Source organism: Alkalilimnicola ehrlichii MLHE-1 (assembly GCF_000014785.1).
Classification (GTDB): Bacteria; Pseudomonadota; Gammaproteobacteria; order Nitrococcales; family Halorhodospiraceae; genus Alkalilimnicola; species Alkalilimnicola ehrlichii.
The window spans coordinates 1,867,633-1,880,264 of record NC_008340.1 but is presented as its reverse complement, the minus strand read 5'-3'; the positions used below and the strand labels follow the sequence as shown (position 1 = coordinate 1,880,264).

The window sequence follows — 12,632 nt, the reverse complement described above, 5'->3', positions numbered from 1 at the left end:
GTCGCAGCGGTGGGCCGCCGGGTGCTGAATCTCGTTAGGATGCAGGGAAACAATCACGTGTTGACTCAGATGCAGGATACCCTTCGGTTCAAGCCCCGTCAGGTGCTGCGGATACTCATGTGGCTGCGGCTGTGCGCTGTGATAGGCCAGACTATCACGGTGCTGGGCGTCTATTACCTGATGGGGCTGGACCTGCCGCTGGCCGCCCTGCTGACCTGTGTGGGGCTGCTGGCGGCGTTCAACGCCGCGGTCTATGTCCGCCTGCGGCTGATCAAGGAGGCCAGTCACCGCGAGGTCTTCATCCACCTGATGGTGGACTCCCTGGTGCTCACCGCCCTGCTGTTCCTCTCCGGCGGCCCCAGCAACCCCTTTGTCTCGCTCTACCTGGTGCCCATCGCCCTGGCGGCAGTGGCCCTGCCCAGCAGCTATGCCTGGTGGGTGGGCGCGGCCAGCGTGGTGCTCTATGGCTTCCTGCTGGTCTGGTTCCTTCCCATGGAGGCCCCCTACGAGGTGGTGGCTGGGGATATCAACCTGCATCTGTTCGGCACTTGGGTGAATTTTATCCTCAGTGTCGTCCTTATCACCTTTTTCGTCAGCCTGATGGCCGCGACCCTGCGGCGCCAAGATATGAAACTGGCCGAAGCCCGCGAGGGTACTCTGCGCAATGAGCAGATCGTGGCCATCGGCACGCTGGCGGCCGGGGCGGCCCACCAGCTCGGGACGCCGTTATCGTCCATGTCCATGGTGGTGGAGGAGCTGCGCGACAGCCGTGAGGACGATGAAGCGCTGCAGGAGGACCTGGACATCCTCGAATCCCAGATCCAGGTCTGCAAGCAGACCCTGGCGGAACTGATGGAGGCGGCCGGCAACGGCCAGGCGCGCAGTGGCGGCCAGGCCAGCCTGCGGCAGTTCATCGGGCGGATCATCAACACCTGGAGCATCATGCGGCCTGATGTGCGCCATCGGCTGCATTTCCAGGAGCCGTTCGAAAACCCCTGCATCTTCACCGAGCAGACCCTGATGCACGCCATCATCAATCTGCTGAACAACGCCGCCGATGCCTCGGTGGCCAACGGCAGCGACCGGGTGCAGATCGACGTGGCCTGCCGCGACGGCGAGCTGACCCTGAGCGTCATCGACGAGGGCCAGGGGTTGGACGCCGATGCCATGGAGCAGGCCGGCCGGGTGATCCATACCACCAAACCGGAGGGGCTGGGGATTGGCTTGGTGCTGTCCAACGCGACGGTGGGCCGGTTCGGGGGCAGTGTGACGCTCCTGCCGGCGGACACCGGCGGGGTGCTCTCGCGCATTACGCTGCCGCTGAATGATTTACGCGTCAGTGATAAATTAGCGGATGAACCGGGCGGCTGCCGCCAACCGCAGGCCGCCGATCACCCGCTAAACAAGCAGGGAGAGAGCACGTGACCGAGAAAACGTCCGGGACCCGCGTCCTGTTGGTCGATGACGACGAGGTGTTCTGCTCGGTGCTCGGGCGGGGGCTGACCCGCCGCGGCTACCGGGTGGAGAAGGCCCATGACGCGGAGCAGGCCTTAGTGGTGGCCCGGGACTATCAGCCGGAGCACGTGGTGTTGGACCTGAAGCTGGGCGATGACTCGGGGTTGAAGCTTATCCAGCCGTTGCTGGAGGCCGTGCCCGAGGCCCGCATCATCGTGCTGACCGGCTATGCGAGCATTCCCACGGCGGTGGAGGCGGTCAAGCTGGGGGCGGCCAACTACCTGCCCAAGCCGGTGGACGTGGACACGGTGGTGTCCGCCTTCAGCGGCCAGCATGAGGAGCCGGTGCCCACGGCAGAGCCGCCACCCCAGCCCATGTCGTTGAAACGGCTGGAGTGGGAGCAGATCCAGCGGGTGTTGGCCGAACACGACGGCAATATCTCGGCGGCCGCCCGGGCGCTGGGCATCCACCGCCGTACCCTGCAGCGGAAACTGGGTAAGCGTCCCGTCAAGCGGTGAGCCGCGCCGGGCCACCGCGCCGCCCGGGCTGGAGGATCAAAGGGTGATGCCCTCCTGCGGTTGCTCCGGGCGGCGGCGCGGATCCGGCACGTCTGTGGAGAGGGAGGCGGACTGGCGCTTCCCGTCCTGCCACCAGACCACCTCCACCGGCTCGCCATGGGGCGTGGCCCGTACCTGGTGCAGAAAGTCCATCGGCCGTTCCGGGGCCTCGCCGTTCACCTCCAGAATGAAGGCCCCCGCCGAGATGCCGGCATCGGCGGCCTCGCCGATGGCATCGCTGACCAATACGCCCGGCTCGTCGGGCAGCCCCAGCGCCTCGCGCAGCTCCCCCGTGGCCTCCACGACGGTAACGCCCACGGCAGTGACCACCTGATCATCATGCAGCGGCTCGTAGCGCAGGTCGTCGCCGGCCTGCAGCACTTCGGGGGCGACGTGGATGGTGGCGCCGGTGCGCGCCGCCAGGGCGATGGCGTCACTGGGGCGGCTGTCTACCCGAACCGGGTCGTCGCGACCCTCCACGCGGAATTCCATGACCCCCATGTAGGTGCCGGCGAGTAGGCCGTCTACGAAGACACGCTCCAGCGTCCCGCCCAGGGCCGTGGTCACGTCGTCCATCAGGTCGTGGGTCATCGGCCGCGGCGTCGTGGTGCCGGACAGGGCCTGCAAGATGGCACGGGCCTCGTTGGGCCCGATGAAGATCGGGACGACGTCGCCCGATTCCGGCTCCCGAAGCAGCACCACCGGTACCCCCGTCGGCTGTGCGATCCCCACGGTGGCCAGTTCCACCGGCACCAGCTCGGCCTCGTCCAGCAGGAGGTCACGGGCGTGGCTGCCAACCTGGGACAGGAGCAGGGTGAGCAGGATCAGGGCCGCGACGAGCGGGTACCCTGGTCTGAAAACGCGGAAGTGGTTGTGCATGTCGGCCCCGGCTGTAGTGACGCCTGCCTTCCAGCATCGCACCGGAGGCGCGCTTGTGCCACCCGCCCCCCTGGTTTTCCGGTGCGGCTGTTAGACTGTCCCGCTCCCGATCACCGCAGGCAGCCGTCGTGCCCCTATGACCACTGAGGAGATGTTGCGTGCCGGCCTGGGCCGGACGCTGTTCCGCATGACCTGGCCGATGCTCTTCGGTGTGCTGGCACTGATGAGCTACCAGTTGGTGGACAGCGTGTTCATCAGCTACCTGGGTGTGGAGCCGCTGGCCGCACTGGGGTTCACCCTGCCCGTGCAGCAGGTGATCATCGGGGTGCAGGTGGGGCTGGGTATCGCCACCACGGCGGTCATCTCCCGCAGCTTGGGGGCCGCCCACCAGGAGCGTGCCCGTCAGCTCGGCGGGCTGGTGATCATGGGCGGTGCAGGGCTGATGGCACTGCTGGCGCTGCTGTTGTGGGGCGTCCGCTATCCCCTGGTGGGGTTGATGGGGGCGGGGCCGGAACTGTTGCCCCTGATCGATGCCTACTGGGGGCCGTGGTTGCTGGCCACCTGGCTGGGGGCGCAACTCTACTTTGGATACAGCGTCTGTCGTGCCCATGGGGATACCCGCCTGCCCGGCCTGCTGATGGTTATCAGCAGCCTGATCAACGTGGCGCTGGATCCCTTGTTCATCTTCGTCTTTGGCTGGGGACTGCCCGGTGCCGCCTGGGCCACGGTGGTGGCGTTTGGCGTCTCACTGGGTATCGTCCACTGGGCGCTGCGGCGGCAGGACCGTCTGCGCTTCCGCCCGCGCGGCCTGTCGCCGCTGCGCGCGCTGCGGGACCTGGGTGGGATCACCGGGCCGGCCACGGCGAGCCAGCTGCTGCCGCCGGTCTCGGCCATGGCGGCCACCGCCCTGGTGGCCGGCTTCGGCTCGGCCGCGGTGGGGGCCTGGGCCATCGCCACTCGGCTGGAGTTTTTCTCTATCGTCGCGGTGCTGGCCCTGACCATGGCCCTGCCACCCATGGTGGGGCGGTTCCGCGGCGCGGGTGACCCGGACAGTATCCGTCGCCTGGTTCACATCGCGGTGACCTTTGTGCTGGTCTGGCAGTTGGGGGTCGCCGTGGTCTGGCTGGTGTTGTCCTTCTTCCTGCCCGAGCTGATCAGCCGGGAGCCGGAGGTGGCGGGCCTGCTCACCGACTACCTGCGCCTGGCGCCATGGAGCTACGCCGCGCTCGGTGTCTGCATGCTAATGGTGTCGGTGTGCAACGCCCTGGGGATGCCCCTGCGGGCCCTGGTCATCGCCCTGCTGCGGCTGTTCGTCTGCTACCTGCCGGCCCTGTGGGTCGGCGCCCGCTTGGGGGGGATGACCGGCCTGTTCCTGGGCGTGCTGGTGGGGAACCTGCTGGCGGGCCTGGCGGCCTGGTCCCTCTACCGCCAGGGCCTGGCGTGGTTGCAGGCGCCCCCGCCGGAGACCGGCAGGGGCGAGAGCGTGCCCGTCACAACAGGACCTTCTCAACCCCGCCGCTATTGGCCCGGTCGATGAAGTCCGGCTGCCAATCCTCACCCAGCAGGTGCCTGGCCATCTCGATGACGATGTAGTCCGCGTCCACGTTGGTGTCATCGCGATACCGGGACAGCCCCTGGAGGCAGGCGGGGCAGGAGGTGAGCATCTTGACCTTACCCTTCTCCGGCTTGCCCCCCCGGCCGGTCAGCTCCCGGGCGCCGCCGGCGATCTCCTCCTCCTTGCGGAAGCGGACCTGGGTGGCGATGTCCGGGCGATCGATGGCGAAGGTGCCGGCCTCGCCACAGCAGCGGTCGTTGAGCGGGACATTCTGGCCCATCAGGGTGCTGGCCACCTTGGTACTGTCATAGGCCTTCATCGGCTCGTGGCAGGGGGAGTGGTACATGTACTGCACCCCGTCCACGCCATCGATCTGGTAGCCCTTCTCCATCAGGTACTCGTGGATGTCCAGCAGCCGGCCGCCGGGGAAGATCTTCTCGAACTCGTACTTGAGCAGTTGATCCATGCAGGTGCCGCAGGAGACCACCACGGTCTTGATGTCCATGTAGTTCAGCGTGTTGGCCACGCGGTGGAATAGCACCCGGTTCTCGGTGGTGATGGCCTTGCCTTTGTCGATGTCGCCGCCGGCGGTCTGCGGGTAGCCGCAGCAGAGGTAGCCCGGGGGCAGCACGGTGCGGGCGCCGGCGTGGTAGAGCATGGCCAGGGTAGCCAGCCCGATCTGGCTGAACAGCCGCTCGGAGCCGCAACCGGGGAAATAGAACACCGCGTCGGCGTTCTCGTCCGCCTTTTGCGGGTCGCGGATGATGGGGACGTACTTGCTGTCCTCCACACCGAGCAGGGCGCGTGCGGGCTTGCGGGGCACATCCGGCATCGGTTTGCGCATGAAGTGCACCACCTGGGCCGGGATGTCCGGTTTGCCGGTGGTCTTGGCCGGTCGGTCCTTGGGCGTATCCTTGTTGCGCCCACTCACGCCCAACCGGCGCGCCACCGAGGTGGCCAGGCGCTGGGCCCCATAGCCCCAGCGGATCATGCCCTCGCGCATGGCGCCGATGGTGCGCGGGTCCTTGGCGTTGAGAAAGGCCATGGATGCCATGCTGGTGGGCTTGAAGGTGCGCTGGCCCCTTTGCTTCAGGATGTTGCGCATCTTGATGGTGACATCGCCGAAGTCGATGTTCACCGGGCAGGGCTTCTCGCAACGGTGGCAGATGGTGCAGTGGTCGGCGATGTCGTTGGCCTCGGCGAAGTGCTCCAGCGAGATGCCGCGCCGGGTCTGCTCCTCGTACAGGAACGCCTCAATCACCAGGCCGGTGGCCAGGATCTTGTTGCGCGGGGAGTAATGCAGGTTGGCCCGCGGCACATGGGTGGTGCAGACCGGCTTGCATTTGCCGCAGCGCAGGCAGTCTTTGATGTCGTCGTTGAGCTCGCCCAGCTCGCTCTGCTCCATGATCAGCGCTTCCTGCTGGACCAGGCGCAGCGACGGGGTGTAGGCGCGCTCCAGGCTGGTGCCCTGCATGAGCTTGCCGCGGTTGAAGCGCTGTTCGGGGTCCACCTTCTGCTTGTACTCGGCGAAGCGGTCGATCTGCTCCTGATCCAGGTACTGCATTTTTGTCAGCCCGATGCCGTGCTCGCCGGAGATAACGCCGCCCAGCCGGCGCGCCAGGGCCATGACCTGGTCCACGATGCGATCGGCCTCGTGCATCATCTCGTAATCGTTGGAGTTCACCGGGATGTTGGTGTGCACGTTGCCATCTCCGGCGTGCATGTGCAGGGCCACGAACAGGCGGCTGGTGAGCACCTGGTCGTGGATGGCATCAATGCGCTCCACCACCGGCTCCATGCTGGCGCCGTGGAAGATCTCCTTGATCGGCCGCTCCACCTCGGCGCGCCAGGACACCCGCAGGCTGTGGCGCAGGATGAGCTGGACCAGCGCCTCATCACCGCGGGCATCGGCGCGGGCGTCGTCGTCCAGCAGGCCCAGGTGGTCGCTGACCGGATCGTCCAGGTGGGCCAGGATCCCGCTCCAGCGGTCATGCACCGCCTGCACGTGCTCCCGCGCCAGGCGGATCTTGCCGGCGAGCATGGTGTCGCCTTCGGCGCTCTCCTCGTAATCGGGCAGGCGCTTGAGTTCGGGCATCTCCCCGCCCAGGTAGTCCAGCGTGGCCCGGGTCATGGCCAGTTTGTTCCGCAGCGACTGGACGATGTTGATGCGCTCAATGCCTTCGCTGTACTCCGCCAGTTTGTCCAGCGGGATGACCACGTCCTCGTTGATCTTGAAGGCGTTGGTATGGGCGGCGATGGCGGCGGTGCGCGAGCGGTCGGCCCAGAAGGTGCGCCGGGCCTCGGGGCTGATGGCGACGTAGCCCTCCGCATTCCGAGCATTGGCCAGGCGGATCATCCGCGAGGCCGCGGCGGCCACCGCCTGCTCATCGTCGGAGACGATATCGCCGATCAGTACCATCTTGGGCCGTTCCCGGCGAGTGCCCTTGGGGGTGTACTTGACTGCCCGCACGTAGCGCTCATCCAAGTGCTCAAGCCCGGAGAGCAGCACCTTATCGTCCGCATCCAGGTCGTCCTTGATCTCGACAATGGCCGGGACCGCCTCGCGCAGGTCCTTGCCGTAGAACTCCAGGCAGACGGTGCGGATGTGCTCAGGCATCCGGTGGAGCACGAACACCCCCGAGGTGATCAGCCCGTCGCACCCCTCCTTTTGCACGCCGGGCAGCCCGCCCAGGAACTTGTCGGTGACGTCCTTGCCGAGGCCCACCTGGCGGAACTGGCTGCCGGGGAACTCGAGCAGCTCCGGCTCGCCGAGCGGGGTCTTGTTGTCGGCGGCGTAGCGGGTGACGCGGAACTGCACCCACTCCTGGTCGTGGATTTTGCCCAGGTTGTGGTTCAGGCGTTCCACCTCCAGCCAGGTGGCGTCGGGGGTGACCATGCGCCAGGAGACCAGGTTGTCCAGGGTGGTTCCCCAGAGCACCGCCTTCTTGCCACCGGCGTTCATAGCGATGTTGCCGCCGATGGTGGAGGCATCCTGCGAGGTGGGATCGACGGCGAAGACCAGGCCGTGCTTGCCGGCCAGGTCTGAGACCCGTCGGGTGACCACGCCGGCCTCCGTGCGCACGGTGGGCACCTTGTCGCCGTCCCGTCCCGGCAGCTCCCGCCAGATGACATCGCTGATGCCCTCCAGTTTCTCGGTGTTGATCACCGCCGAGTGCTCGCTCAGGGGCACGGCGCCCCCGGTATAGCCGGTGCCGCCACCGCGCGGGATCACGGTGAGATCGAGCTCGAAGCAGGCCTGGACCAGCCGCGCCATCTCCTCTTCGGTGTCCGGGCAGAGCACCACGAAGGGGAGCTCCACGCGCCAGTCGGTGGCGTCGGTGACATGGGAGACCCGGGACAGGCCGTCGAAGCAGATATTGTCGCGGCGGGTGATGCCGCGGAAACGCTTGAGGGCCTCGGCCCGGCGTCGACGCATGGCCGGGAAGCTGTCCTCGAACCGCTTGACCGCGCTGCGGGCCTCCTCGGCCAGCTTCAGCGCCTCCTGATTGCCTTCAGCGCGTTGGACGATCTGGTCCAACCGGTGGTGCATGGCGTGCACCAGGTTGTCCAGGCGTTTGCGGTGCTTGAGCAGATCGTCCTGAATATAGGGGTTGCGACACACCACCCACAGGTCCCCTAGCACCTCGAACAGCATGCGCGCGGAGATGCCGGTACGGCGCTCCCCGCGCAGGCGGTTCAGTCGCTCCCAGGCCTCCTCGCCCAGGAAACGGATAACGATCTCACGGTCGGAATACGAGGTGTAGTTGTAAGGGATCTCGCGAATTCGGGTGATGCTGGTCATGGAGTGGTGGTCCGTGATCACTGCGAAAAAGGGCCGCTAATGATAACAGGCCTTGCCGGCTAATAGCATACCGACGGGGTCGGGAATAGGTGGGTCGCACCGGTGCACCGCTGGTCCGCTTTCAGTCCAGCTCCACCTGGGCACAGAGCTGCGTGAATCGCGCCAGCAGCCCGTGGCTTTGCGGGGTCTCCCGGGCACTCCGGAACAGCGCCAGCGGGTCCAGCCCCTCGGCCCGCAGGAGCTGCCGACGTCCGGCCAGGTAGTCGCACATCACCGCGCGGTTGAACTCCGGGTGGAACTGCACGCCCCAGGCGCACTCCCCCCAGCGAAACGCCTGGTGGCGGTCACCGGCACTGCGGGCCAGGTGCACCGCCTCCGCCGGCAGCGTCAGTACGCTCTCCTCGTGGGTGACGTGGGCGGCGAAGGGGTTGGGCAGGGTGCCAAACAAGGGGTCTTCGCCGGCGGCCGCAAGGCACTCCACGTCCACCGTGCCGATCTCCCGGCCGGCCGGGTTGCGGCCCACCTCGCCGCCCAGGGCATGTGCCAGAAGCTGGTGCCCGAAGCAGATCCCGAGAATGGGGATGGGCGTGCCCCGCACCGCCAGACTGCCCAGCCAGTCCGCGGCCTCCTCGCTCCAGGGCTCGCGGCGCGACACCATGCTGGGCGAGCCGGTGACCACCACCCCGTCCTGGCGGCCGGGCGGTGGCAGGGGCTCACCGGCCTGCGCGTCCACCACCCGCACCTCGGCCCCGGTCCGGAGCAGGGGCTGGCGGATCCAGTCCTCGAAGTCGCCGCGGCGATTGAGCAGGCCGGGCAGGGTGGAGCCGGTCTTGAGCACCGTGAGTTTGGGTCGACGCATATCGGCCCCCAGGCCAGGCGTGGATCTGTCCACAATGCCTATCACTTTAGCAAGTGCCCGGTGGCTGCGGCAGAGGTGGGTAGCGGACGGTGCACGGCCCGGGGAAGCCGCACACCGCCGTTGCCGGCAAATGGGTTACCGTTTGATGGCCAAGACCGACACGCTTTTGACGCCAAAGCGGCGGCTGGCCCCCTGGGCCGCCTCGGTCAGGAAGTGGTACTGCGGGTTCGCCCGCACCTCCGCCACCTCCAGGGCGGCCCGGGTGATGGCGGCCAGGTAATCATCCTGTTGCATGGCGCCGCCGATGCAGGCCGCCCACAAGGTGGCGTCGCACTTCACGCTGCCGGGCAGTTGGGCCTCGGTGACAATATCGGACAGCGCCAGCCGGCCCCCGGGGCGAAGCAGGCGGGCCGCCTCCGCGAAGACCCGCTCCTTTTCCGCAGACAGGTTGATGACGCCATTGCTGATCACCACGTCTGCGCTGCCGTCCCGGACGGGTGGGGTCTCGATATAGCCCTCCCGGAACTCCACATTGTCGATCCTGGCCGTCGCCGCCAGGTGGCTGGCCTTGGTCCGCTGGGCCTCGGTCATGTCCACGCCGATGACGTGGCCACCGGGCAGGGCCTTCAGCGCTGCGATGAAGGTGTCCATTCCCGAGCCGCTGCCCAGGTCCACCACGACCTGGCCCGCCTCGATCCCGGCCAGGTCCAGGTGGTAACCGACCCCGGCGAAGGAGTCCACCGCCTCCCTCGGGATGCGGTCCAGATCGTCGGGCCGATAGCCCAGCCGCTCGGCCAGGCCGCGCCCCATCTCGAAGTGGAAATCGGTGTCGGGCTCGTTGGCCACCCGGCTGTACATCTCCTTGACCTTGGCCTCCAGGGCCTGACGGTCCACGCCGGTACGCTCGTCTACCGTGCTCATGATGCCATCCTCCCGCGGGGTGTCCCCGCTCTCGGTCTGATGTGCTGACCGCAAGGACGTCCACCGCGGCGATTTTGTTCCGGGCCGGTAGTCACGGTCCCTTTGCAGGCCAAGTTACCTGGCGTGGTCCGGGAATCTGGTTCATGCTTGCAGCAGGCCGCGCCGCGCGATCGGGTTTCGCCGGCGCCTCGGCCCGGCGGTACGGGGTGCAGAGACGATGGAACAGGAACTCTCCTGCGAGCAAGTGATCGAGCAACTTCTGGCCTACCTGGATGGGGAGCTCGGTGAGCAGAGCCGTGCCGCCATCGACCGTCACCTGAGCCGATGCCGTGAGTGCTACAGCCGGGCGGAGTTCGAGCGCAAGCTGCGCGAAAAGCTCCAGGAGGCGGCCCGCGTACCCGCGCCGGCCCGCCTGCGCGCCCGCATCGACGATCTGCTGAACGAATACTGACGGGCCCTTTCTTACCCGGCAGGTCAGTTTTTTTCAATACACCCCCAAGCCCCTCCGTCATGCTTTGTGCAGGTGGATTCCAGTCGACCCGGTTGCCGATGGGTCGGCCCCGTTCGGTGTCGTCGCATGCCCGGTGGCAGCCGGAGGAGCCATGTGTTCGGAGAGGGTGCACGATACCCGGTGCAGCGGTCCTGAGGCCTCCGCCCCTGGCGGGCGCGCGGCAGTGGTCTCCACGCGCCGCCGGGCCCTTTTCGAGCGGGAGATCGGCCGCCTGATGGATCGGCTGTACGGCGCTGCGCTCCGACTCACCCGCGACCCTGACGAGGCCGAGGAGGTGGTGGCCGAGACGGTGGCCAGGGCCTGGGCCCGACTGGATCAGCTGCGCGACCCTGAGTGCCTGGCGGGCTGGCTGTTCCACGTCCTGGGCAATGTCTTCGTCAGCCGCTGTCGACAACGTCGCCGGCGCGATCGGACGGAGCTCAGCGTCGACGCCGAGGTGGACGGCGAAAGCGCCGCCGATGACAGCTTCTCCCTGTTTCAGCGGCTGCACCAGCCGTTCCTGCTCTGGTGGGGCCATCAGGGGGATCAGTTTTTGAGTGCGCTGATGCGCGAGGACCTGGCCCGGGCCCTGGACGGGTTGCCGGAAGACTACCGGTTGGTGGTGATCCTGGTTGAGGTCCAGGGCTATCGCTACCGGGAGGTGGCCGAACTGCTCGATATCCCCGTGGGCACGGTGCAGTCGCGCCTGAGCCGGGGCCGCGCACGCCTGCAAAAGGCCTTGTGGCAGCATGCCCTCGACGCGGGCCTGGTGAATGGCCGCGAGCCGGGCGCCGGTGACTGAGACGAGAGGAGGTGGGGATGGTCGCGCTGCTGGGGTATTCACGGGAACAGATCCGTGCCGCCGTGTGCGACATGTACAGCCAGGTGGCGCGGGCACCGACCAGTGGTTTTCACTTCCCGGTGGGCCGCCAGATCGCAGAGGCGTTGGGCTACCCGCCGGCCCGGCTGCAGGGGTTGCCGGAGGCGACCCTGCGTGCCTTCGCCGGCGTGGGGTATCCCTTTCGCGCGGAGGCGGTGCGGCCGGGTGACACCGTCCTGGACATCGGGGCGGGGGCCGGGAATGACAGCCTGATCGCCGCCGGGTTGGTGGGTTCGGCCGGCCGGGTGATCGCCCTGGACCTGACGCCGGCGATGACCGCCACCCTGTATCACGCCGCGCAGGCGGGGGGGTGCGACAACGTGGCCGTGGTTCAGGGCTCCGCCGAGCGGTTGCCGTTGAGCGACGGCAGTGTTGACGTGGTCACCAGCAACGGGGCCTTGAACCTAGTCCCGGACAAACGGCGTGCCGTCGCCGAGATGTTCCGGGTCCTGAGACCTGGGGGGCGGCTGCAAATGGCCGACGTGGTGATCCGGCGGCCCGTGACAGTGGATTGCGGGGAGGACCCCCGTCTCTGGGTGGAGTGCGTGGTCGGGGCCACGGTGGATGAGGAGCTCCTGCATCTGTTTCGTGAGGCCGGCTTCGAGGCTGTCGAGGTTTTGCGTCGGCACGACTACTTCGCTCACAGTCCCAGCGCCCAGACGCGGGAGATCGCGGAGAGCTTCGGCGCCCACTCGCTGGATCTGGGGATGCGCCGGGCGGCGACCGCCCCCTCGACGCTCCAGCGCTGGCTGTGGCGCGCGGACCCGCGCCACTGGCTCGCTGCCCTCCGGCGGCGGGGGTTTCTCGGCGTGGCGGCATTGCTGCTGGCGTTGCTGTCCTGTTACGGGACCCTGGCGGCGCTGGCCCTGCTGCCCCTGCTGGGCTACTCGCTGGCGGTGGACGAAGGCGCATGGGCGGTCGCCATTGCGGCCTTCGCCCTGCTGACCTTGGCTGCGGTGGCTGCCGGTGTGCGCCGGCATGGGCGATGGGCTGTTGTGGCGCTGGCGGCGACCGGGGTGTCGGTCATTCTCTACGCCTTGTTCATTCAGTACAGCCTGGTCGTGGAGCTGGCCGGCTTCCTGCTGTTGGCGGGGGGCGTGGTGTTGGACGCATGGCTGCGACGAAGGCACCAGGCGCGGGTGCTCGGGCTGGAGGCGGCGCCCCGGTAGCGGCCGCCCTGGGCCCTTTCGACCGCCCGGCGCTGCGCTATGCTGAGAGGACAAACCTGTAGCGA

At 67.8% G+C, this 12,632-nt stretch carries 10 protein-coding genes; 6 read left to right on the top strand and 4 right to left on the bottom strand.

The window, feature by feature from the left end:
* Nucleotides 1-69 precede the first annotated feature (69 nt).
* Nucleotides 70-1,425 (top strand): ATP-binding protein, encoded by a 1,356-nt coding sequence (locus MLG_RS08390; protein WP_156774659.1) that lies wholly within the window; start codon nt 70-72, stop codon nt 1,423-1,425.
* Nucleotides 1,422-1,973, top strand: a complete 552-nt coding sequence (locus MLG_RS08385; RefSeq protein WP_011629381.1) for a response regulator transcription factor — start codon at nt 1,422-1,424, stop codon at nt 1,971-1,973. The genes MLG_RS08390 and MLG_RS08385 overlap by 4 nt, the downstream gene beginning before the upstream one ends.
* Before the next feature lie 36 nt (nt 1,974-2,009).
* On the opposite strand, the gene MLG_RS08380 is transcribed toward MLG_RS08385, so the two are convergent.
* On the bottom strand, nt 2,010-2,891 hold the full coding sequence (locus MLG_RS08380) for a bifunctional nuclease domain-containing protein (protein WP_011629380.1): 882 nt from the start codon (nt 2,889-2,891) through the stop codon (nt 2,010-2,012).
* A 136-nt stretch (nt 2,892-3,027) separates the two neighbouring features.
* On the opposite strand from MLG_RS08380, the gene MLG_RS08375 reads away from it, so the two are divergent.
* Complete coding sequence (locus MLG_RS08375; protein WP_011629379.1) at nt 3,028-4,428, top strand: MATE family efflux transporter; 1,401 nt, start codon at nt 3,028-3,030, stop codon at nt 4,426-4,428.
* Here MLG_RS08375 and MLG_RS08370 read toward each other — a convergent pair.
* The 3 genes from MLG_RS08370 to MLG_RS08360 form a co-directional block, all read right to left on the bottom strand.
* The gene (locus MLG_RS08370) at nt 4,382-8,248 is read right to left on the bottom strand and encodes a DUF3683 domain-containing protein (protein WP_011629378.1); all 3,867 of its coding nucleotides are present in this window, start codon (nt 8,246-8,248) and stop codon (nt 4,382-4,384) included. The two genes, MLG_RS08375 and MLG_RS08370, sit on opposite strands and share 47 nt — an antisense overlap.
* Nucleotides 8,249-8,369: 121 nt before the next feature.
* Nucleotides 8,370-9,107, bottom strand: a complete 738-nt coding sequence (locus MLG_RS08365; RefSeq protein ID WP_011629377.1) for a glutamine amidotransferase — start codon at nt 9,105-9,107, stop codon at nt 8,370-8,372.
* Between the two features lie 135 nt (nt 9,108-9,242).
* The gene (locus MLG_RS08360) at nt 9,243-10,028 is read right to left on the bottom strand and encodes a methyltransferase domain-containing protein (protein ID WP_011629376.1); all 786 of its coding nucleotides are present in this window, start codon (nt 10,026-10,028) and stop codon (nt 9,243-9,245) included.
* A 217-nt stretch (nt 10,029-10,245) separates the two neighbouring features.
* Between MLG_RS08360 and MLG_RS08355 the strand changes: the two genes are divergently transcribed.
* The 3 genes from MLG_RS08355 to MLG_RS08345 all read left to right on the top strand — a co-directional run bounded on the left by MLG_RS08355 (nt 10,246) and on the right by MLG_RS08345 (nt 12,567).
* Nucleotides 10,246-10,479, top strand: a complete 234-nt coding sequence (locus MLG_RS08355; protein ID WP_011629375.1) for an anti-sigma factor family protein — start codon at nt 10,246-10,248, stop codon at nt 10,477-10,479.
* 151 nt (nt 10,480-10,630) lie between these two features.
* Entirely contained in the window at nt 10,631-11,320 is a 690-nt protein-coding gene (locus MLG_RS08350) for an RNA polymerase sigma factor (RefSeq protein WP_011629374.1), read from the top strand.
* 17 nt (nt 11,321-11,337) lie between these two features.
* Nucleotides 11,338-12,567, top strand: a complete 1,230-nt coding sequence (locus MLG_RS08345) for a MerC family mercury resistance protein (RefSeq protein ID WP_011629373.1) — start codon at nt 11,338-11,340, stop codon at nt 12,565-12,567.
* Nucleotides 12,568-12,632 lie beyond the last annotated feature (65 nt).

Bases quoted from the DNA above. Each gene is read 5' to 3' on its own strand.
- MLG_RS08390 (WP_156774659.1), top strand. From the start codon at position 70: ATGCAGGATACCCTTCGGTTCAAGCCCCGTCAGGTGCTGCGGATACTC.
- MLG_RS08380 (WP_011629380.1), bottom strand. From the start codon at position 2,891: ATGCACAACCACTTCCGCGTTTTCAGACCAGGGTACCCGCTCGTCGCG.
- MLG_RS08375 (WP_011629379.1), top strand. From the start codon at position 3,028: ATGACCACTGAGGAGATGTTGCGTGCCGGCCTGGGCCGGACGCTGTTC.
- MLG_RS08370 (WP_011629378.1), bottom strand. From the start codon at position 8,248: ATGACCAGCATCACCCGAATTCGCGAGATCCCTTACAACTACACCTCG.
- MLG_RS08365 (WP_011629377.1), bottom strand. From the start codon at position 9,107: ATGCGTCGACCCAAACTCACGGTGCTCAAGACCGGCTCCACCCTGCCC.
- MLG_RS08360 (WP_011629376.1), bottom strand. From the start codon at position 10,028: ATGAGCACGGTAGACGAGCGTACCGGCGTGGACCGTCAGGCCCTGGAG.
- MLG_RS08355 (WP_011629375.1), top strand. From the start codon at position 10,246: ATGGAACAGGAACTCTCCTGCGAGCAAGTGATCGAGCAACTTCTGGCC.
- MLG_RS08350 (WP_011629374.1), top strand. From the start codon at position 10,631: ATGTGTTCGGAGAGGGTGCACGATACCCGGTGCAGCGGTCCTGAGGCC.
- MLG_RS08345 (WP_011629373.1), top strand. From the start codon at position 11,338: ATGGTCGCGCTGCTGGGGTATTCACGGGAACAGATCCGTGCCGCCGTG.